The organism is Microvirga terrestris (assembly GCF_015694425.1).
GTDB lineage: Bacteria > Pseudomonadota > Alphaproteobacteria > Rhizobiales > Beijerinckiaceae > Microvirga > Microvirga terrestris.
Genome location: NZ_JADQDN010000005.1, coordinates 146859 through 166621, shown reverse-complemented (window position 1 = coordinate 166621; position 19763 = coordinate 146859). Strand labels below are relative to the sequence as shown.

19 protein-coding genes are annotated in these 19763 nt (G+C 61.5%); 8 read left to right on the top strand and 11 right to left on the bottom strand.

The window, feature by feature from the left end; genetic code table 11:
• The first annotated feature begins 56 nt into the window (after positions 1-56).
• From I2H36_RS11980 to I2H36_RS11970, 3 genes are read left to right on the top strand one after another with little or no spacing between them, the layout of a single operon-like run.
• Positions 57-1226, top strand: coding sequence for an ABC transporter ATP-binding protein (locus tag I2H36_RS11980; RefSeq protein WP_210331054.1), 1170 nt, complete (start codon positions 57-59; stop codon positions 1224-1226).
• A gap of 2 nt (positions 1227-1228) precedes the next feature.
• Complete coding sequence (locus tag I2H36_RS11975) at positions 1229-2134, top strand: ABC transporter permease subunit (protein WP_196264131.1); 906 nt, start codon at positions 1229-1231, stop codon at positions 2132-2134.
• Positions 2135-2136: 2 nt separating this feature from the next.
• Entirely contained in the window at positions 2137-2937 is an 801-nt protein-coding gene (locus I2H36_RS11970; protein ID WP_196264297.1) for an ABC transporter permease, read from the top strand.
• Here I2H36_RS11970 and I2H36_RS11965 read toward each other — a convergent pair.
• Positions 2931-4742, bottom strand: coding sequence for an AsmA family protein (locus I2H36_RS11965; protein WP_196264130.1), 1812 nt, complete (start codon positions 4740-4742; stop codon positions 2931-2933). The two genes, I2H36_RS11970 and I2H36_RS11965, sit on opposite strands and share 7 nt — an antisense overlap.
• Before the next feature lie 198 nt (positions 4743-4940).
• Here I2H36_RS11965 and I2H36_RS11960 point away from each other — a divergent pair, with 198 nt between their 5' ends.
• Together I2H36_RS11960 and I2H36_RS11955 are read left to right on the top strand one after the other, a co-directional pair.
• Positions 4941-5678: a CoA transferase subunit A gene (locus I2H36_RS11960; protein ID WP_196264129.1), complete on the top strand. Its 738-nt coding sequence runs from the start codon at positions 4941-4943 to the stop codon at positions 5676-5678.
• The gene (locus I2H36_RS11955; RefSeq protein ID WP_196264128.1) at positions 5678-6358 is read left to right on the top strand and encodes a 3-oxoacid CoA-transferase subunit B; all 681 of its coding nucleotides are present in this window, start codon (positions 5678-5680) and stop codon (positions 6356-6358) included. Before I2H36_RS11960 ends, I2H36_RS11955 begins: the two co-directional genes overlap by 1 nt.
• Positions 6359-6408: 50 nt before the next feature.
• Here I2H36_RS11955 and I2H36_RS11950 read toward each other — a convergent pair whose 3' ends face one another.
• The 4 genes from I2H36_RS11950 to I2H36_RS11935 all read right to left on the bottom strand — a co-directional run bounded on the left by I2H36_RS11950 (position 6409) and on the right by I2H36_RS11935 (position 10430).
• On the bottom strand, positions 6409-8133 hold the full coding sequence (locus I2H36_RS11950; protein WP_343234444.1) for an ABC transporter permease: 1725 nt from the start codon (positions 8131-8133) through the stop codon (positions 6409-6411).
• Positions 8134-8214: 81 nt separating this feature from the next.
• A complete protein-coding gene (locus I2H36_RS11945) occupies positions 8215-9255 on the bottom strand; it encodes a Fe(3+) ABC transporter substrate-binding protein (protein ID WP_196264127.1) in 1041 nt (346 codons plus the stop codon).
• A 147-nt stretch (positions 9256-9402) separates the two neighbouring features.
• Positions 9403-10065 (bottom strand): Crp/Fnr family transcriptional regulator, encoded by a 663-nt coding sequence (locus tag I2H36_RS11940; RefSeq protein WP_196264126.1) that lies wholly within the window; start codon positions 10063-10065, stop codon positions 9403-9405.
• A 137-nt stretch (positions 10066-10202) separates the two neighbouring features.
• A complete protein-coding gene (locus I2H36_RS11935; RefSeq protein WP_196264125.1) occupies positions 10203-10430 on the bottom strand; it encodes a hypothetical protein in 228 nt (75 codons plus the stop codon).
• Positions 10431-10638: 208 nt separating this feature from the next.
• On the opposite strand from I2H36_RS11935, the gene I2H36_RS11930 reads away from it, so the two are divergent.
• The 3 genes from I2H36_RS11930 (at position 10639) to I2H36_RS11920 (ending at position 13031) form a co-directional block, all read left to right on the top strand.
• On the top strand, positions 10639-11367 hold the full coding sequence (locus I2H36_RS11930) for a pentapeptide repeat-containing protein (protein ID WP_196264124.1): 729 nt from the start codon (positions 10639-10641) through the stop codon (positions 11365-11367).
• A 115-nt stretch (positions 11368-11482) separates the two neighbouring features.
• Positions 11483-11932, top strand: a complete 450-nt coding sequence (locus tag I2H36_RS11925; protein WP_196264123.1) for a sigma factor-like helix-turn-helix DNA-binding protein — start codon at positions 11483-11485, stop codon at positions 11930-11932.
• Positions 11933-12257: 325 nt separating this feature from the next.
• Positions 12258-13031 carry an outer membrane protein gene (locus I2H36_RS11920; RefSeq protein WP_196264122.1) on the top strand — a complete coding sequence of 258 codons (774 nt, stop codon included), beginning with the start codon at positions 12258-12260 and terminating at the stop codon, positions 13029-13031.
• A 485-nt stretch (positions 13032-13516) separates the two neighbouring features.
• Here the strand turns inward: I2H36_RS11920 and I2H36_RS11915 are convergent, their stop codons facing one another.
• The 6 genes from I2H36_RS11915 to I2H36_RS11890 form a co-directional block, all read right to left on the bottom strand.
• Entirely contained in the window at positions 13517-14749 is a 1233-nt protein-coding gene (locus I2H36_RS11915) for a phenylacetate--CoA ligase family protein (RefSeq protein WP_196264121.1), read from the bottom strand.
• On the bottom strand, positions 14742-15311 hold the full coding sequence (locus tag I2H36_RS11910; RefSeq protein WP_196264120.1) for a hypothetical protein: 570 nt from the start codon (positions 15309-15311) through the stop codon (positions 14742-14744). The genes I2H36_RS11915 and I2H36_RS11910 overlap by 8 nt, the downstream gene beginning before the upstream one ends.
• Positions 15312-15323: 12 nt before the next feature.
• Positions 15324-16157: an ABC transporter ATP-binding protein gene (locus I2H36_RS11905; protein WP_196264119.1), complete on the bottom strand. Its 834-nt coding sequence runs from the start codon at positions 16155-16157 to the stop codon at positions 15324-15326.
• Positions 16158-16308: 151 nt separating this feature from the next.
• Positions 16309-17631, bottom strand: coding sequence for an ABC transporter substrate-binding protein (locus tag I2H36_RS11900; protein WP_196264118.1), 1323 nt, complete (start codon positions 17629-17631; stop codon positions 16309-16311).
• A gap of 73 nt (positions 17632-17704) precedes the next feature.
• Positions 17705-18790 (bottom strand): ABC transporter permease subunit, encoded by a 1086-nt coding sequence (locus tag I2H36_RS11895; RefSeq protein ID WP_196264117.1) that lies wholly within the window; start codon positions 18788-18790, stop codon positions 17705-17707.
• 13 nt (positions 18791-18803) lie between these two features.
• Entirely contained in the window at positions 18804-19760 is a 957-nt protein-coding gene (locus I2H36_RS11890) for a branched-chain amino acid ABC transporter permease (protein ID WP_196264116.1), read from the bottom strand.
• Positions 19761-19763 lie beyond the last annotated feature (3 nt).

Below are 19763 nucleotides of genomic sequence, written 5' to 3'. Positions count from 1 at the left end.
CTGAACATCATAGCTTGCGCCCTGGTTTTTCCTCAGACAGGTGAAGTTCAAGCATCTTGCCTCCTCCAGCCCGTCAATCCGCCTCCGTCGGCGCGGTGCGCCGTTCCTTCGCCCCTTGGGTGAAGCCTGATGCCAAACCGCTGATCCGCTTCGAGAACGTCACGAAACGTTTTGGCGACTCCACGGCGGTCGATCATCTTTCCCTGAATATCTTCGAAGGCGAGTTCTTCTGCCTGCTGGGCCCTTCCGGCTGCGGGAAGACGACCCTGATGCGCATGCTTGCCGGCTTCGAGACCCCGACCAAGGGCACGATCACCTTAGGCGACCAGAACCTGGCCGGCGTGCCGCCCTATCGCAGGCCTGTGAACATGATGTTCCAATCCTATGCACTCTTCCCGCACATGAGCGTGGAGAAGAACATCGCCTTCGGGCTCAAGCAGGATGGGATGTCCAAGGACCAGATCGCCGACCGGGTCGGCGAGATGCTGCGCCTCGTCCAGCTCGAGAAGCTCGCCCGCCGTTACCCGAGCCAGCTCTCCGGCGGCCAGCGTCAGCGGGTGGCGCTCGCCCGTGCCCTCGCCAAGAAGCCCAAGGTTCTTCTCCTCGATGAGCCGCTCGGCGCCCTCGACAAGAAGCTGCGGGAGGAAACCCAGTTCGAGCTCATGGACATCCAGCATGAGCTCCACATGACCTTCGTGGTCGTCACCCACGATCAGGAAGAGGCCATGACCATGGCCGACCGTATCGCCGTCATGGATCACGGCCGGATCGTGCAGGTCGCCACGCCCGGCGAGATCTACGAGCAGCCGAAGACCCGTTTCATCGCTGAGTTCGTCGGCGACGTGAACATCATCGAAGGTCATGTGCAGGGCCAGGAAAACGGCCTCTGGCGTGTGAAGACGTCTTCGGCCGCAGTACCGCTCACCATCGACGATCCTGACGAGGTGCTGCATTCCGGCCAGGCCGTGGCGATTGCCGTACGCCCTGAGAAGATGGTGATCCAACGGGATCCGCCGGGGCCTAGCGCCATCAATGTGCTCACCGGCGAGGTGTGGGACATCGGCTATCTCGGTGATTGGACCGTCTATCGGGTGAAGCTCGCCACCGGCGAGATCCTGCGCGTCACCCGTGCCAACGCCTCCCGCTTTGTCGAGAACCCCATTGAGTGGGATGAGCAAGTCTATGTCACCTTCGCGCCGGATGCGGCGGTGATCCTGGCGGAATAGCCATGACGGATCGCACCCTTACGCGGCGCCTCTCCGCGGGTCTCGTGCCCGCCGTGCCTTACCTCTGGCTCGGCGTGCTCTTTCTCGTGCCGTTCCTCATTGTTCTCAAGATCAGCCTCTCGGACCCGGCGGTGGCGCAGCCGCCCTACAAGCCGGTCTTCGAGTGGAGCGACATCGCCGGCTTCTTCAGCGCGCTCGACTTCGAGAACTTCATATTGCTCACCGAGGACGACCTCTATTTCCGCGCAACCATCTCATCCGTGCGCATCGCCGCCGTTTCGACATTGCTGCTGCTCCTCGTAGGCTTTCCCATCGCCTACGGCATGGCGCGCGCGCCGGAGCGCTATCGAGCGCTCCTAGTTGCGGCGATTATCCTGCCGTTCTGGACGAGCTTCCTCATCCGCATCTATGCCTGGGTGGCGATCCTTAAGCCCGAAGGGCTGCTGACGCAGGTGCTCGTGGCAATCGGCCTGATCTCCGAACCGCTGGACATCCTGAACACCGAGACGGCTGTGTATATCGGCATCGTCTATGCCTATCTGCCCTTCATGGTGCTACCGCTCTTCGCGACGTTGGAGAAGATGGACGACACGCTGCTCGAGGCGGCGCTCGACCTTGGCTCGACGCCATGGCGCTCATTCTGGACGATCACTGTGCCGCTTGCCATGCCGGGCATCATTGCAGGCTCGCTCCTGTGCTTCATCCCGGCGGTGGGCGAGTTCGTGATCCCGGACCTCCTCGGAGGTTCGGAGACCTTGATGATCGGCCGGCAGCTCTGGAGCGAGTTCTTCTCGAACCGCGACTGGCCGCTGGCCTCCGCGGTCGCCATCCTGCTTCTGATCGTTCTCGTGGTGCCCATCGTAATCTATCGCGATGTCGAGGCCCGCCGTTTGGAGGCACATCGATGACGATGCGCCGCCTGAGCGTCTTCAACGTCACCTCGCTCGTGATCGGGTTCGCGTTCCTGTACCTGCCGATCCTGCTGCTGGTGATCTATTCGTTCAACGCGTCGCGGCTCGTCACCGTGTGGGGCGGCTTCTCCACGCATTGGTACGGCGCCCTGTTCCGGAACGAGGCGCTCATGGAAGCGGCCTGGGTGACGTTGCGTGTCGCGTTCCTGTCAGCAACGCTGGCCACCCTCCTCGGCACCCTCGCGGCGCTGGCACTCGCCCGCTACGGACGCTTTCCCGGGCGGACGCTGTTTACCGGAATGGTCTATGCGCCCATGGTCATGCCGGAGGTGATCACCGGGCTGTCGCTGCTGCTATTCTTCGTCGCCGTCGGTTTCGACCGGGGCTTCTGGACCATCACGCTCGCCCACACCACGCTCACCATGTGCTTCGTGACCGTGGTGGTGCAGTCGCGTCTCATGACCTTCGACCGCTCGCTCGAGGAGGCCGCGATGGATCTCGGCGCACCGCCCCTGCGCACGTTCTTCTCGGTGACGCTGCCGCTGATCGCACCCTCGATCGTGGCGGGCTTCCTGCTCGCCTTCACCCTGTCGATGGACGATCTCGTGATCGCGAGCTTCAACACAGGCCCTGGGGCTACGACGCTGCCGATCAAGATCTACAGCGCCGTGCGGCTCGGGCTCTCGCCGGAGGTCAATGCGGCCTCAGCCATCCTGATCGGGATTGTAACCGTCGGCGTGATTTCAGCGACTCTGCTGAGCAAGCGCTCGGTACTGCGCTCGCGCCGTAACTCTCACTGAGCGGTGGCCTGCGGCCTTTGCTCGCCGGCGGGAACACGCTGCGACGGGAAGAGCGGCTTCGCCGCGCCCGACCGCTCGATCAGCGAGCGGACCTGAGGGCTGATGGCGACATTGTCCCAATCGCCTGTCACGTCGAAGGCAAGGGCAGGGGCTTGTCCTGCTGGCGCATCGACCGCTGCAACGCCTGCCGTGACCTGGAGCGTCCGGTCGACCATCAGCACCTGCCCGCGAAGGTCGGCCTGCACGGCGGGTCCTTTCAGCTTACCCTCGACGATCTCACCGACGCCGTCCCGCATCATGACTTGGGCTTCGGCCTTACTGAAAGGCGTGCGACCGCCTTTCCAGTTCAGGGATGCGAGAAGAGGGCGCTTATCCACGCGTCGAAGGGCATCCTCAAGATTGATCCCCACCAGTTCTCCATCAGTTATTTCGACCGAGGAGCGGCCCGCTGCCTGACGGATCACGTCCGCAGGGTTGCGACCTTCGCCGTCAAAGCTGAACTGCCCCTGGGCCCGGCCGGTGATCCAGCGGGGCTCGCCGACCGCGGCCAGGAAGGTGGCGATCTTCACTCCTGAGAAGGTTCCTTGGCTCTTGAAGTCGACAAGGCCGTCCTGAGCCGCCAGAGACAGCCGCCCCTTCAACGTGCCGTCATAGAAGTCCGCCCGCCCGATGGAGGCCTCGATGCGGCCGGGTTGGACCAGCACGCTGGCCGCCATGTCGTCCAGGCTGAGGCGCCCGACGCTGGCGCTTGAAGCCGACAGGCGAAGGTCGAGGTCGGCACCTGTGGCCCCGGCCAGGTCGATTGTCTCTTCGCTCCATGCGCCCGAGGAGGTTCGTGTCTGATTGAACGGGGCGAAAAGGTCTGACAGGTTGAGCGTATCGGCGGCCAGGGTGCCGGTGACGACCGGCCGTTCCGTATCGAAGCGGACGCCCAGGGTACCCTCCAGCGTGTCGGAGCCTAGCGCGATGGAGACCGCAGGCCAGGACAGGCGGCGGCGGTCCATGGAGAAGTCGCCGCTGATCGAAAGGGCCCGCAGAAGGGATCCGAAGGGAAGATCCATCCCGCTCCAGCGGGTGAAGTCGCGCACCGAAGCAGTCTTGATGGTGCTTTCTCCCGTGAGGCTAGGGCCATCTCCCAGATGTGCCTCGCCTTCGGCCGTGAGCCGGGCGCCGGGCGCGGAGAGGGTGAGGGAGAACGGGCTGATCTTGTTGGCGGCCAGCAGGTCGGGGAAGAACGAGGCCTGCTCCAGGGAGACGACTTCGTCCCGCCACTGGGCGGATCCCGACATCGTCATCGGCTCGGATGGATCCACCCAGCGGATGATGGCATTGAGGTCGTCGAGATGGGCACTCTTTAGGTCGGTCCAGCGCACCGAGGATTTGGTCACCACCAGCCGGCGGGCATGGGTTTCGGTCGCGCGGTCCTTGAAAATCTCCGTCCATTTGACGGCCTGGAGCTTCTGGGCCGAGGCGGTGATGCGGGTTTCCGTCAGGTCGAAATCGGAGAGGTCGACCCGCCCGAAGAGCAGCGGAAGGATGCGCAGCTCGCCCCTTAGGATGCCACCTTCGGCTTTGAGCGCCCCATTCGGAAACTCAAGCGCTACATTCTCGAACTTGACCCGCGGGATGGGAAGCACCGCGAAGGTGCTCCGGCCCCTGACCGTCAGATCCAGCCCGTACCGGCTCCTCACATGCTCCTTCAGCTCCGCCGACAGGCCACCTCCGGGCAGCGTCCAGGGGGAGGCCGCCGTCCCGAGAACGGCAAGCGAGATCAAGGCGATGAGAAAGACAACGCGGCGGGACATTGAGCGAATGTTGTAAACCTTGGGCGCTGCCTCGCAAGCGGTGAAGACGGGATGTCCTCAGGCAGGGCCGAATTCATGAATACTATCCATATATCCATACGAAGGGATTGTCTAAATTGAGGCCAGGTTGCAGGGTGGCCGCCATTCGAACCGCGACACTTCGAACGGGCAGGCACCTGCCCACAAGGAGAGGATTTGATGGATAAGGTTTACAGCGACGCAAGCTCGGCGCTGGCTGGTCTGGTCAAGGATGGCATGACCATCATGGCCGGTGGTTTCGGCCTCTGCGGCATTCCCGAGGCGCTGATCGAGGCAATCCGTGATTCGGGGGCGAAGGAGCTGACCTTCATCTCCAACAATGCGGGCGTAGACGGGGTCGGCCTCGGCCGCCTTCTGGAGACCCGTCAGATCCGCAAGATGATCTCGTCCTACGTCGGCGAGAACAAGCTCTTCGCCCAGCAGTACCTCTCCGGCGAGCTGGAGCTCGAGTTCAACCCGCAGGGCACGCTGGCCGAGCGCATCCGCGCTGGTGGCGCCGGCATCCCGGCTTTCTACACTAAGACCGGTGTGGGCACCCTCATCGCCGAGGGCAAGGAGGTGCGTGAGTTCAACGGCGAGAAGTACGTCATGGAGACGGGATTGTTTGCCGACATCTCCATCGTCCATGCCTGGAAGGGCGACACGGAAGGCAATCTCGTCTACCGAAAGACCGCCCGCAACTTCAATCCGATGATGGCCACTGCGTCGCGGATGACCATCGCCGAAGTCGAGCATTTGGTGCCGGCTGGCGAGATCGACCCGGACTGCATGCACACTCCAGGCATTTTCGTGAAGCGCATGGTGCATGTGCCGAACCCGGTCAAACACATCGAGCAACGCACGACCCGCAAGCGCGCGGAAGCCGCCGTGCCGGCGGGAGCAGGGGAGGAAGTCTGATGGCCTGGACCCGTGAACAGATGGCCGCTCGTGCCGCCAAGGAGCTGCGCGACGGCTTTTATGTCAATCTCGGCATCGGCATCCCGACGCTCGTGTCCAACTTCATCCCCAAGGGCATGCGCGTGCAGCTCCAGTCGGAGAACGGCATGCTGGGCATGGGCCCGTTTCCGTTGGAGGGCGAGGAGGATGCGGACCTGATCAACGCCGGCAAGCAGACGATCACCGAGCTGCCGACCACGAGCTATTTCTCATCTGCCGATTCCTTCGGCATGATCCGCGGTGGTCATATCGACCTGTCGATCCTCGGCGCCATGCAGGTGGCTCAGAACGGCGATCTCGCCAATTGGATGATCCCCGGCAAGATGGTGAAGGGCATGGGCGGCGCCATGGACCTCGTGGCGGGCGTGAAGCGCGTCGTGGTGGTCATGGAACATGTGGCGAGGGCCAAGGACGGCTCGGAGGATCCCAAGCTCCTGAAGGAGTGCAACCTGCCGCTGACCGGCACCGGCGTGGTGGATCTGGTGATCACCGATCTCGGTGTATTCGCCATCGACAAGAAAGGCGGCTCCGGCATGACTCTGATCGAGCTGGCGGAAGGCGTAACGGTCGAGGAGATCAAGGCCAAGACGGCAGCGGACTTCAAGGTTGCCCTGAACGGCGGTCAGTCGAACGCGGCATAAAGCCTGCATCTCAAACGAATAAGAAAAGCGGCCCTTCCAGGCCGCTTTTCTTATGGGCTGACTGCTCCCGATGAGTTCGTGCTTTCCACCGCCACCTTCGGGCGAGCCTCGGCGCTACGCATCAGCTGAATCACCGGAACAAGGCCGACCAGCACGATGACCAGCGCGGCCAGCGATCCATCCTCGAAGCGGCCGCGCGAGGCATAGGTGTAGACGAGCGTCGAGAGCGTTTCCGTATTGAGGGGCCGCAGCAGCAGGGTTGCGGGCAGCTCCTTGATGCAGTCGACGAAGATCAGCAGAGCGGCGCTTGCCAAGGCCGGGCGCATGAGCGGGATCTGGATCTTCCAAACCATCTCCCGCTGGGAGGCACCGAGCGTGCGTGCCGCATCCTCAAGGCTCGGCGACACCCGGTCGAGGCCGGCCGAGAGGGAGCCCGTCGCAATTGACAGGAAGCGGATCACGTAGGCAATGACGATGCCGCCCGCAGCGCCCATGAGCAGGAGGCCGAGACGCTCACCTGTCAGGTGGCGCCAGATCGTGCCGATGAAGTTATCGAAGCCGACCAGGGGCGTCATCAGCCCCAGCGCCAGCACGGTGCCCGGCAAGGCGTATCCGAGACCCGCGACCAAGACGGCTCCCTTGGTAAGGGAGTTCTTGGACAACCGCACGGCTGAAACCAGCATGACGGCGATGGCCAGCACCGCAACGGTCGCCACCACCGACAACCCGATGGTCGTCATGAAATGCGCAAGGAAGTCCGTGTCGAACTGACCGAACAGGCCGCCGCGCAGAGTCTCGCGGAGAAGAAAGCCCGTCGGCAGGATGAAGCCCAGCAGGACCGGCAGGGCGCAGAGCACGGAGGCCGTCCAGGCGCGTCCGCCTTTGAGCGGAACCGGATGCACCGTGCGATGGCGTTTTGGCGAAAGGGCATAGCGCCTGTCCCGCCGGCCGTATCGTTCGATCAGGATCAGCCCTACGGCGAAGGCCAGCATGACGCAGGCGATCTGCGCCGCACCCGCGAGGCTGCCGCGGTTGAGCCAGGTGTTGTAGACGGAGACCGTCAGCGTGCGCACGCCGAGATATTCGCTCGCGCCGATATCGTTGAGCGCCTCCAGCAACGCCAGCGACAGGCCGACGGCCAGCGCAGGGCGGGCCAGCGGTAGCGCGATGATGCGAAAGAGCTTGATGCGGCTCGCGCCCAGGGTGCGCGCCACCTCCAGCATGCTGGCGCTCTGCGTCAGGAACATCGCCCGCGCGGCGATGTAGATGTAGGGATAGAGCACCGCGGACATGACGAGGATGCAGCCGGGGAGCGAGCGGATTTCCGGAAACCAGTAATCGGTGCGTGACCGCCAGCCCATGAACTCGCGCAAGGCCATCTGCACGAGGCCAGCGGAGTCGAAGATCTCCACATAGATATAGGCCGTGATGTAGGTCGGCACGGCGAGCGGCAGCGGCAGGAGCCAGACCAGGATATTATGGCCGGGGAAGCGATGCGCGGTGACGAGCCAGGCCGTCGTGATCCCCATGGAGCCCGCGACGATGGCGATGCCGGCAAGCAGGGAGAGCGTGTCGATGGTGCTTGCCGGAAGCACATTGGCAATGAGATGCGGCCAGATCTCCGCATCGCCCTCGGCCGCAATGCCGATCAGGGCGGCCACCGGCAGAAAAACCAGCAGACCGACAGCCGCCACGGCGGCGGACAGCCACCATGGGATGCGCTTCGCCTTCGTGCGGGCCGAGAGGCCGATGGCTGTCTGGGTTCTGGCGATCACGGTCAAACGGAAATGGCGCCGCCGTTGCCGGCAGCGCCTCTCTTAAAAAGGAGAGAGCGGTTCATTGAGCCGCCCTTTGTCTTATTGGTCGAAGCCAACCTTGTCGACCAGCTCGCTGGCCTTCTTGCGGAATTTGGCAATCTCGGCAATCGGCACGTTGTCGGCCTTGAGCTCGCCGAAGGACGCGATGGTCGGGTGGATCTTGATGCCGGCCTTGATCGGGTATTCGGAGTTGAGCTCGGCATGTATCTGCTGGGATGCGTCCGAGACCATATATTCCATGAACTTCACGGCATTGGCCTTGTTCGGAGCGTTCTTCGCCAGCGCGAGGCCGGAGACATTCACATGCGTGCCGCCGCCTTCGAAGGTCGGGAGGATCACGTTGATCGCCTCGCCCCACTTCTTCTGTTCGGCGTCGGTGCCGTTGAGCATGAGCGAGACGTAGTAGGTGTTGCCGACTGCGATGTCGCAGACGCCGGCCAGGATATCCTTGGCCTGCTCGCGGTCACCGCCTGAGGGCTTCTTGGCGAGGTTCGCCTTCACGCCCTTCAGCCATTCCTCGGCCTTCGCCTCGCCCTTATGGGCGATCATCGCAGCGATCAGGCTGATATTGTAGAGATGCTGGCCCGAGCGGATGCAGACCTTGCCCTTCCACTTGGGATCGGCGAGCTCCTCGTAGGTGATCTTGTCCTGCTTCACGCGCTCCTTCGAGGCATAGACGACACGACCGCGCAGGGCGATGCCGAACCAGTGACCTTCCGGATCGCGATAGGCCGTCGGGATGACCTTTTCGAGCGCTTCGGACTTCACGGCCTGAGTCACGCCGTAGTCCTTGGCGGCTGCCAGGCGGCCGATATCGACCGTGATGATCACGTCGGCCGGGCTGTTCGCGCCCTCGGTGCGGATGCGCTCTTCGAGGCCGTTGTTGATGAAGATCGTGTTGACCTTGATCCCGGTCTCTTTGGTGAACTCATCAAGGACCGGCTTGATCAGTCCGGGCTCGCGGGTGGTGTAGATGTTCAGCACTTCCTCGGCCGAGGCGGAGAGACCCGAACCGGCCAGGGCACCAAGAGCAGCCGCCCCATAGAGCATGCCGCGCGCAAACGAGATGTTCGCCATCATAGGTTCCTTCAGAATTGATCATGGGCGGCATGGTGCCGTGCCCCATTGATGCTGCAAGAACCATGATGGCACTTTGCGGTCAATCAAAAACCAAATGGAAATCAATAACTTATAAGAATTCTAAACTAAGAATTCCTTATAGTTCTTCTAAGCTGAGGCGGCCTTCCGGACCGTCGCGACCTCCGGCAGGGCGGTGCGAAGGCGGACGATCTCGTCTTCCATCTTCTCCATGTTGTTAAACAGCCGCTCGCTGGCGAGGCGGAGGAAATAGAATCCGAACTGCGGGTTCTGGAAATAGAGCTGGCGAACCTCGTCATAAGAGATGCTCAGGACCTCGCCGGCCTCGATGCATTCCAGGGTCTGGGTGCGGGTGTTGTTGGGGGAGAGAAAACCCATCTCGCCGACGACGTGGCCCTGAACCAGCTCGATCCCCATCTCCTTCAGGCGATAGCGCCCGGAGATCGTGTAGAACATGCAGGTGGCGACATCGCCCTTGGCGAACAACACCTCGCCGGCCTTTGTCTTGCGGCGGGTCATGAAGGGCTTGAGCCATTCCATCGACAGGTCGCTCTTGGAGGCCTCCTTCACGCGCTTGATCAGGCCGAGCATCTGATAGAGCCGCACGCTGTTGATCGGCAGCAGTATCAGATTGGCCACGACGCCGGGAATATTGCCGAGAAAAGCCGAGACGATGAGGGAGCAGATGTTGGCCCCGATCCCGATGCAGCGCAGCGGGATGATTGTTTTCATCGCGCTGCCCGTGATGGCAAGGGCCGCCCCAAACCAGCCGATGGCCTCAACCCAAGTCATGGAAACTCACCCGCATTCGTATGTCACGTTAGGGCATATACCATCGGAATAGGAATCTGCGCCAGCTACGCATTGGCGCAGGATAGAAGCCCCTTAAGAAGGGGCTCTGCATAGGCGGCGCTGCGTCGTTGATTTGATTACGAACGGGGTGCAGCCGCTTGGCCCGGCACGCTCAAGGTCCGCCGCTGAGTCGTCGTGCGCGCATTCGGGTTGGCGACGTTGCCTCGTGGTGCTTGGCCGGAGACGGAAGGCGGGGGCGGAACAGGATCGCGGGGCAGCACGCCGACGGGACCTGTGGAGGCGACGCAGCCGCCTAGGGTGAAGCCGGCGAGAAGAAATGCAGAAATGGTGAGGGTGTTACGCATGTGTGGCTCCACAAGAATCGATGCAGAAGCTAGACCATAGGAAAAGGAAGTCGAGTCTTGCACAATCAAGGAAAGTTGCGGCTCGGGTCTCCTCGGCATAGGCGTGAAGCCTAGTTATCAGTCAAAGACTTGAGAGGCACTAATGGAGGGTCATGATCGCGTGCAGATTCGGGCGTCATTGCTGGCGGTAGAGGTGTGGAGCCGGATCGTGGGTGGCTTTATCCTCCTTGTGTTCTTCGGAGGAGCGGCGGTGGCCAAGTGTCAGGATGCGCCCGCTCCCGGTGCCGACTGGTCCGGATGCTCCAAGGCCCGCCTCGTCCTCACCGGCGAGGACCTGACCGGAACTATTTTTCAGCGCTCCCTGCTGACCTTAAGCGACTTCGCGTCCTCAAAGATGGCAGGGGCTAACCTTGCCGAGACCGAAGTGAGCCGCACACGCTTCGAGGGAGCGGATCTGTCACGCGCCGACTTTACCAAGGCCCTGGGTTGGCGGGCCAATTTCGGACAGGCCAATCTGACCGGGACCTTGTTCGTCTCATCGGATATGAGCCGTTCGAACTTCGCTCAAGCCAAAGCCGCGGGGGCGAACTTCAATAAGGCCGAGCTGAACCGGTCCGATTTCAGCGGCGCCGATCTGACGGGAGCAAACCTGGCCAAGGCCGAACTCGCCCGCGTGCTCTTTCAGAGCGCCAAGGTGACGGGCGCGGATTTCAGCTACTCCAATCTGTCCCGCGCACGCCTCACCGGGCTAGACCTTCAGGGAGCGAAGTTTTCCGGGACATACATGTTTCTGGCCCAGATCGGCGGCTCGGACCTGAGCCGCGCCGTCGGCCTGACCCAAAGCCAAGTCGACATCGCCTGCGGCACTGCGCAGACCAAGCTTCCGGACGGTCTGTCCCAGCCCAAATCCTGGCCCTGTAAGGAAGAGGAAGATTGATCGTCCGGCCGTGGCTGAAACCAAGCCTGAGCGTAGCCGTTGTCCATTGAAGGACGTTCAGGCCCGGAGCCGGGCGCCTATCTATCTTCCTTGTCTCTGAAGGAGTGCGTTCGATTTGACCACGCTCAAAGAATTCGAGGATGCCCTGCGCGAGCAGGGAATGAACATGGCGCTCGCCATTCTGCAGAAGCTGAGGGATCGTGACCGCACGAAGCGTTCGGTGGCGCCAGCGCGACGCATTGCTGGGCGGAAGATGACGCCGGAACTTGCCAGGCGCATCCTGGAGCTTCACGCGACGACAGAGATGACCCAGCAGGAGATCGCCTTCCAGCTTGGTGTCAACCAGGGCCGCGTCAATGAGGTCATCAAGCGTGGAAAGTGGTTGGACGAAAATCCGGCAGCTCCAGAAGCGATCGCGAGAGACAAGGCGAAGGCACGGATGGTCAGTCCGGATGCTCCAAAGCGCGCCGTGAACCGCGACACTCGCGCATCCGCGTCTCCGGACAAGAAACGCCCTGGCCCGAAGGCAAGCAGTCAGGCTCAATTGCTACTCGGCGACCTATAGTCCCGCTGAATTGCTTGGAGCGTCATTTCCAGAAAAAACCCCGCCCGGTGAGGGCAGGGTGAGTGATCTCCTCGCCTTCGGTTGTCAAGCCGAAAACGCAGATATTAGTGCATTCACAATCAGCAATGTCAATCGGTCTTCAATCATTTATTAAGAGACTTATTTTCATCATCTATAGATAATATTCTCAAGTACGAAAGTAGTACTACTTTTTTGCCACTTGAATACTTGAGGTTTGCTCAGGTGTTGCTGATCTGCCATAGCATTCCTCGGCGTAAGAGGCGTAAGTTTTGCCCGTGAATCCTCACATCAAGGGGTTACGGTCATGAGAAAGTGTGTACTTAGTCTCCTGACAGGGGTTGCCGGCATAACGCTTGCTGCAGCCGCTGCCTCTGCTGCGGACCTCCCGGCCCGCGCTGCTCCTCCAGCTCCAATCATCGCAGCCGCTCCGATCTTCACCTGGACTGGTTTTTATGCCGGTGTGAACGCCGGTTGGGGCTGGCGCAGTGACGACCAGCAAACCGTTATCCTCGGCGGGGCCACGCCAGGCACGCTGAACTTCGACAACAACAGCGACGGCGGCTTCACGGGCGGCGCGCAAATCGGCTATAACTACCAGATCGGCTCCTTCGTCATTGGTCTCGAGACCGACATCCAGTGGGCCGACACCGATCAGAACGTGGATGTGGCCTTCGTCCCAGCTGGGGCGCCTGGCACCTTTGTGCCGGGCACGTTTGACAACAACCTTTCGGATTGGTTCGGTACTGTGCGTGCGCGGGCGGGTGTGGCCTTCGACCGGGTGCTGATCTACGCCACCGGCGGCTTGGCCTATACCGACGACAACACCGGCTGGGTGGCCGGCGGCGGTGTTGAATGGGCGCTACCGGTAAACTGGTTCGGCTCCTCGGCAGTCACCTTCGGCGTCGAAGGGCTATGGCTTAGCTTCGATGAAGATGATGACTTTGGCGGCACGGTCGGAACCTTTACCCCGGCTGGTGGAGGGGCTGCCATCCCAGTGGTTGCGCCCGACATTGGCAACGATGACAACGACTTCTTCGTCGCCAGGGCCAAGCTGAACTTCAAGTTCGGCACTTACTGAGAGCCAACAGACCTTGTGCCCGTGGGGTCCGGGAAGCCTCGGACCCCTTCTAAGCCTTCAGAGTCTCGAATGGGCGAAGGCACAGATATGAATGGAAGAGGGAAATTGGCCGCGACCCGTCCTTGAAGGATCTTTGGTCGCGGCCCCGGCCCGTAGTTGCCCCCACGGGAAGCTCAGCTCTAGACCTGGAAAACGTGACCTGATTGAGGCGTTGTTCAGGCCATAAAATTTTTCAAAAAACTTTGGAACTAACTTCTAGTACCTGCGTTTACACGCATCTCCGGTCACTTTTGCCCCTACGGCCGGACACCTTAGAGCACCCTTTGGGGTGCTCTTTCTTTTTGTAATCCTTCATCTTTTTCCCGATTTTGCGAATCACTGTCGAGCTTGAGCCTATGAATTGCGAGTCAGGGGTTCAAGCGACGGAAGCTTGGCTGTCATTGCATTCACGCAAAGCCTAATTGCTGGGATGAAAGCGGAATGGCTTAGTCGTATGTGCGCTCGTCGGCGATGACCTTTCCGTCGTTGGGAAGGCCTCCAGGTGAGACGAAAGTCACGGCACCCTTCAGCTTGGCGATGTTCTGCAACGTCACGCCAACAGCTGCGGCGAGATCATCGCCCGGCCTGGCTGTTTCCGCCACCAGAGTCATCACGTCCGTTTCGCCCTCCCGGGTTACTCTCAGGCGCAGACGGCCCAGTTCCGGATGGCGGCGGCCGATCTCTGCTACCTGCTCGGGACGCACGAACATGCCCTTCACCTTCGTGGCTTGATCGGCCCGGCCCATCCAGCCCTTGATGCGCGTGTTGGAGCGCCCGCAGGAACTCGCGCCGGCCATGACAGCCGTGAGGTCGCCAAGGGCAAGGCGGACGAAGGGGTGATACGGATCAAGGGTGGTGACGACGATCTCGCCGACTTCGCCCTCAGGCACGGGATCGCCAGTGCCTGGCCGCACGATCTCCACGATGATGTCCTCGTTCAACACGAGCCCATCGCGGGCAAGGGTCTCATACGCGATGAAGCCGATATCCGCCGTGGCATAGGCCTGATAGGCCTCGATGCCCCTGGAGGAGAATTCCTCCTGAAGCGATTTCGGAAAGGCCGCCCCCGACACGAGCGCACGCCGGATGGAGGATACATCCCGTTCCGATGCCGCAGCGCTGTCGAGCAGGATCTTGAGAAAGTCCGGCGTGCCGCAATAGGCGACCGGGCGGTAGGCCTCGATCAGTTCGAACTGCTGCTCGGTGTTGCCGGGGCCGGCGGGAATGACGGCGCAGCCCAGGGCGCGTGCGCCGGAATCCATGATGAAGCCGCCGGGCGTGAGGTGATAGCTGAAGGTGTTGAGCACGACATCGCCGCGCCGGAAGCCTGCTGCGAATAGCCCGCGCGCCGAGCGCCAGGGATCGGAGGTGGCGGATTCAGGCTCAAAGATCGGCCCCGGTGAGGTGAAGAGGTGTCCGAAGGATCCGGGCACATCGGCGATGAGGCCGCCGAAGGGCAGAGCGGACTTCTGCAACTCCGGCAGTTCGGCCTTGCGCAGCACGGGCAGCCTCGCCAGAGCCTCCCGGCTCGTGATGCCGGCAGGGTCGATCCCCTTCAGCCGCTCGGCATAGGCCGGCGAATGGAGTGCATGCTTCAGGATCTCGGGCAGCCGCGCAAAGAGGGCAGCCTCGCGCTCGGCGGGATCACGGGTTTCGAGAGCGTCATAAAAATCAGACATCAGCACTCTTTTTAACTTCTGCTTCTTTTGAGCTTACTCTTACTCCTGGGTAAGGGTACTCATTGAAGTACCGTCCCATAACGCGCAGCGCGTCTAACGCATCATTATGAAGAATAGTCTCAAAGCCTGCTTCTTCTTGCATCATACGCTTGATGCTCGAAAGTTCGTGGAGAGGCTCTCGGAAGTGAGCGTATGAATTTCTGATCAATCTAAATTTCTCGAAATCTTCCGCATGGTCGTCGCTAAACAAACCCGTTTTCTGACCCCGTTTTAATAAGTTTTCGAAACTCATCCTCTTGGCACTATCAAGGCCGGATGCGTAAAATACGCCGGCAAAATGCCTCTCTATTGTAGCCAGCGCAGTTAAAATTGCTGATAGGTAGAGCCCATTTATGTATGCCAGCTTCGCCTCTACAAAGGCTCTATAGGACTCTGTGCCGCCGAAAAATAAGATACCTGTTTCTGTATCTGGAAACAATTTCAACAGCTTCTCAGCGCGATCTACTCGTTCCTGTAGAGTTTGGGCGTCTTCTTCTCGCAGCCAGTCTTCAAGACTTACCATCTACCGCACCTATCAAGCCAGCCAGCGCTTGCGCCGCTTGTAGCTCTTCACGGCGCGGAACGACTTGCGGTCGCCCTCCGAAACGCCGAGGTAGAACTCCTTCACGTCCTCGTTCTCGCGCAGCATCTGCGCCGGCCCGTCCATCACCACGCGTCCGGTCTCAAGGATGTAGCCATAGGTGGCGTATTTGAGAGCCATGTTGGTGTTCTGCTCTGCCAGCAGGAAGGAGACGCCCTCCGTCGCATTGAGCTTGCGCACGATCTCGAAGATTTCCTCCACGATCTGCGGCGCGAGTCCCATGGAAGGCTCGTCCAGTAGGATCATCGAGGGCTTGGACATCATGGCGCGCCCGATGGCGCACATCTGTTGCTCGCCGCCGGAGGTGTAGCCTGCCATCGACGTGTGGCGCTGCTTGAGACGCGGGAAGTATTCGTAGATCGCCTCGATGTCACGGCGAATGGCGGCATTGCCGTCTTTGCGTGTAAAGGCGCCGGTGAGCAGGTTCTCCTCGATGGTGAGATGGCCGAAGCAATGGCGGCCCTCCAGCACCTGGATGCAGCCGCGGCGCACGAGCTCGTTCGGTGAGAGCTTGTCGACGCGCTCGCCATTGAACTCGATCGAGCCCTTCGTCACTTCGCCGCGCTCGGCGTGCAGCAGGTTGGAGATGGCTTTGAGCGTCGTCGTCTTGCCTGCGCCGTTCGCCCCGAGCAGCGCGACGATGCCACCCTTGGGCACATTCAGCGAGACGCCCTTGAGCACGAGGATCACGTGGTCGTAAACGACTTCAATGTTGTTGACCGTGAGGACGGTTTCGGCGGCTGAGACAGGTTGAACGGCGGCGGTCATTTCAATCTCCAAGCCCTCTCCCCTGAGCGGAAGAGGGTGCCCTGCGAAGCAGGGTGGGAGAGGGGCCGTGCTCAATCGAACTGCCCCTCTGCCGGCTCACTTGCGTTCGCCACCCTCTCCCGCAGGGAGGAGAGGGTGAGATGCGTTCGAACTAACTTGCCTTGTCGCAAGCCTCGGTCCGCTTGGGCCAGCCGGCGTTCTTCTCGGCGTAGTCCTTCGCAGCGGCTTCGAGCTGACCCTTGACGCGGTCGGTCATCGGCTCGATGGGGTTGGAGATCTTTACCCACTTGGTGCCGTCCCATTCCTGCATGAAGGCGGCACGGTGGCCGTTGTGGTCCGAGCAGGAGAGAACGAGCTGGTCGGTGAAGCCTTCGAGGCCGAGCTCCTTCAGGCGGGCCGGATCGAGCTTGATGTTCTCCATGCCGCGGCGCACATCCTCGCCGGTCACGGCCTTCTTGCCGGTGACCTTCTGAGCCTGGGCAATGCCCTCGGCAATCAGCAGCGAGTTGTAGATGCCGCGGTTGTAGAGAAGCTCGCCGACCTTGTCCTTCTGAGCCTTCGAGAAACCCTTGTCGACTACATGCTTCTGGATGTCCTGGATGGCCGGGAAGTTCGTTCCCACGGCATGCCAGTTCAGCATCTTGAAGCCCTTGGCGCCGGCGCCGCCCGAGCGGGCGTCGTCCTCACCCGGCCACCAGACCGAGTAGAACTTGTCCATCGGATAACCGGAGCGGACCGCTTCCTTTACGGCTGCGCCATTCATGGAGCCCCAGCCCCACATGATCATGTAGTCGGGCCGGTCGCGACGGGCGCTGAGCCATTGTGAGCCCTGGTTCTGCATGTCTTGGGCTGCGACGGGATAGAGCGCAACTTCGAAGCCGATATCCTTTGCCAGTTCCTGGAGCAGCGGGATCGGCTCCTTGCCGAAGGCGGCGTCGAGATGCAGGAAGCCGATCTTCTTGCCCTTGAGCTTCTCCAGGCCGCCTTCCTTCTCGCCGATGTACTTGATGATCATCGACAGGCCGTCCCAGTAGGTGGCCGGGGGGTTGAAGACCCAGGGGAAGATGTCGCCACGGGCCGAAGCCGAGAGACCGTAGGCCATGGATAGGATCGGGATCTTGTCCACGGAAGCGCGCGGAATGAGTGGTAGGGTGATGCCCGTCGACCACGGGTTCACAATGACCGGGTTCTTGCCCTTCACCGACTCGTAGCATTCGACGCCCTTCTTGGTATCGTAGCCGGTCTCGCATTCCTCGAGAACGAGCTTCACGCCGCCGATGCCGCCGTCGCGCTCGTTCAGCATGCGCAGGTAATCGTGCATGCCGTCGGCAATGGGGGTGCCGGATCCGGCGAATGGGCCGGTGCGGTAGGTGAAGAGGGGAACATAGACCGAGTCCTGCGCGAAAGCAGGAAGGGCCATGCCCGCGAGCATCGTCGCGGCGGCTAATCCAAGACCAATTCTGCGAAACGACATGGTTGCGTTTCCTCCCGTTGTATCGACCGGTGGCCGAATTCTTGTTCCGTTTTCGTCTCCTTGCGGTCCGCCGTCAGTAGGGGAACGGCCAGACCAGGAGCTTCTGCTTGCCGATCTGCCAGAGCCGCGCGAGGCCGTGCGGTTCGACAATCAGGAAAAAGATGATGAGCGCCCCCACGATCATGAAGCGCAGGTGCTCGATCACGTCGGCGCCCACCGAGATGCCGAAGGGCGAGAGCATTGCTGGCAGCACGATGCCCAACACGATGGGAAGAATAAATATGAGTGCCGCGCCGAAGAACGAGCCGATGAGGCTGCCGAGCCCCCCGATGATCACCATGAACAGGATGAAGAAGGACTGGTTGATGTTGAACACGTCGTATTCCGCGCCGCCGTACCAGAGGAACACGAGGAGCGCGCCGGCGACGCCGCAATAATAGGACGACACAGCAAAGGCCAAAAGCTTGGTCTGGAGCGGCCGAATGCCCATGAGCTCCGCCGCCAGGTCCATGTCACGGATCGCGATCCACATGCGCCCGATGCGGCCGTGGACGAGGTTAGAGGCGAGCCAAGTGAGCAGGATCACGATGGTCAGCACTACAAGATAGCGCGTCTGCGGCGTTGCGTTCGGACCCATGATCGGCGTGCCGAACAGGGTGCGCAACGGCGCATCGAGGGCGCCTGAGACGTTGTAGTTCACGAGCCATGGGATGCGGATGAAGCACCATTGCAGGAAGAACTGCGCGGCAAGCGTCGCAACCGCCAGATAGAAGCCCTTGATGCGCAGCGACGGCAGCCCGAACAGGGCTCCGATGGCGGCAGAGAAAAAGCCGGACATGAGGATCCAGACGATGACGTTCACCTCCGGAAAGGCGGTCATCAGCTTGTAACAGGCATACGCGCCCACGCCCATGAAGGCACCGGTGCCCAACGACAGCAGGCCCGTATAGCCCGTGAGGATGTTGAGCCCGATGGAGGCGAGCGAGAACACCAGGAACGGGATCATCACCGCCTGCAGTAGGAAGCTGTTGCCGATGAACGCCAAGGCATAAGCGGCGACGATGATGAGGCCGAGCCCGATCCTGTCCTGGCGCAGGGGAAAGATCGCGCTGTCTGCGACGTAGCTGGTCTTGAACTGGCCGGCCTCACGGTAGAGCACTGAACAATCCCTCTTAAATCCGTTCGATGATCTTCTCGCCGAACAGTCCTTGTGGCCTGTAAAGCAGGAAGAGCAGGGCGATCACGTAGGCAAGCCATGTCTCGACGCCGCCGCCCACGAGAGGCCCCCAGTAGAACTCGCCGATCTTCTCGCCCACCCCGATGATGAGGCCGCCGATGATGGCCCCGGGAATGGAGGTGAAGCCGCCGAGGATGAGAACGGGGAGAGCTTTCAGGGCGATGATCTGGAGCGAGAAGGACACGCCTGAGCGTGCGCCCCACATGATGCCCGCGACCAGCGCCACGAGGCCTGCGGCGAACCAGACGATGACCCAGATCTGGTTGAGCGAGATGCCGACCGAGAGGGCCGCCTTGTGGCTGTCCGCCACTGCGCGGAGCGCCCGCCCGATGCGGGTCTTGGAGAAGAACACCGCCAGCAGGCCGATCATGATGGAGGCGATGACGGCGGCGGCAATGTCGAGGTGCTGGAAGCGCACCATTCCGCCCAGCATGTCCAGTTCCGTCGTTCCCTGAGGCAGGAACAATGCCCCGGTGATCATTTCCTTCGGGTTGCCGCCGAAGATCAGCTCGCCGAAGCCGATGAGGAAGTAGGTGAGCCCGAAGGTCGCCATGAACAGGATGATGTCGGGCTGGTTGACGAGCGGGCGCAGCACCACCCGCTCCACCACCACGGCCAGGACGAGCATCGTCAAGGCCGCGAGGATCAGGGCCAGAAAGGCCGGCACGCCCTTCTCATAGAGCCCCACCAGGGTCAGGGCCGCGAACACGACCATAATGCCCTGAGCGAAGTTGAAGACGCCCGATGCCTTGAAGATGAGCACGAAGCCGAGCGCAATCAGCGCATAGAGCACGCCGGAGACGAGCCCTTCCCAAAGAGTCTGGATCAGCAGATCCGGCGCCTCGCCCATGAAGACGAAGGGTTCGATGAAAACCTTATAGAGAATGTCCATCGC

Coding starts and splice junctions, on each gene's coding strand:
- I2H36_RS11975 (WP_196264131.1), top strand. CDS start 1,229: ATGACGGATCGCACCCTTACGCGGCGCCTCTCCGCGGGTCTCGTGCCC.
- I2H36_RS11970 (WP_196264297.1), top strand. CDS start 2,137: ATGCGCCGCCTGAGCGTCTTCAACGTCACCTCGCTCGTGATCGGGTTC.
- I2H36_RS11965 (WP_196264130.1), bottom strand. CDS start 4,742: ATGTCCCGCCGCGTTGTCTTTCTCATCGCCTTGATCTCGCTTGCCGTT.
- I2H36_RS11960 (WP_196264129.1), top strand. CDS start 4,941: ATGGATAAGGTTTACAGCGACGCAAGCTCGGCGCTGGCTGGTCTGGTC.
- I2H36_RS11955 (WP_196264128.1), top strand. CDS start 5,678: ATGGCCTGGACCCGTGAACAGATGGCCGCTCGTGCCGCCAAGGAGCTG.
- I2H36_RS11945 (WP_196264127.1), bottom strand. CDS start 9,255: ATGATGGCGAACATCTCGTTTGCGCGCGGCATGCTCTATGGGGCGGCT.
- I2H36_RS11940 (WP_196264126.1), bottom strand. CDS start 10,065: ATGACTTGGGTTGAGGCCATCGGCTGGTTTGGGGCGGCCCTTGCCATC.
- I2H36_RS11935 (WP_196264125.1), bottom strand. CDS start 10,430: ATGCGTAACACCCTCACCATTTCTGCATTTCTTCTCGCCGGCTTCACC.
- I2H36_RS11920 (WP_196264122.1), top strand. CDS start 12,258: ATGAGAAAGTGTGTACTTAGTCTCCTGACAGGGGTTGCCGGCATAACG.
- I2H36_RS11915 (WP_196264121.1), bottom strand. CDS start 14,749: ATGTCTGATTTTTATGACGCTCTCGAAACCCGTGATCCCGCCGAGCGC.
- I2H36_RS11910 (WP_196264120.1), bottom strand. CDS start 15,311: ATGGTAAGTCTTGAAGACTGGCTGCGAGAAGAAGACGCCCAAACTCTA.
- I2H36_RS11905 (WP_196264119.1), bottom strand. CDS start 16,157: ATGACCGCCGCCGTTCAACCTGTCTCAGCCGCCGAAACCGTCCTCACG.
- I2H36_RS11900 (WP_196264118.1), bottom strand. CDS start 17,631: ATGTCGTTTCGCAGAATTGGTCTTGGATTAGCCGCCGCGACGATGCTC.
- I2H36_RS11890 (WP_196264116.1), bottom strand. CDS start 19,760: ATGGACATTCTCTATAAGGTTTTCATCGAACCCTTCGTCTTCATGGGC.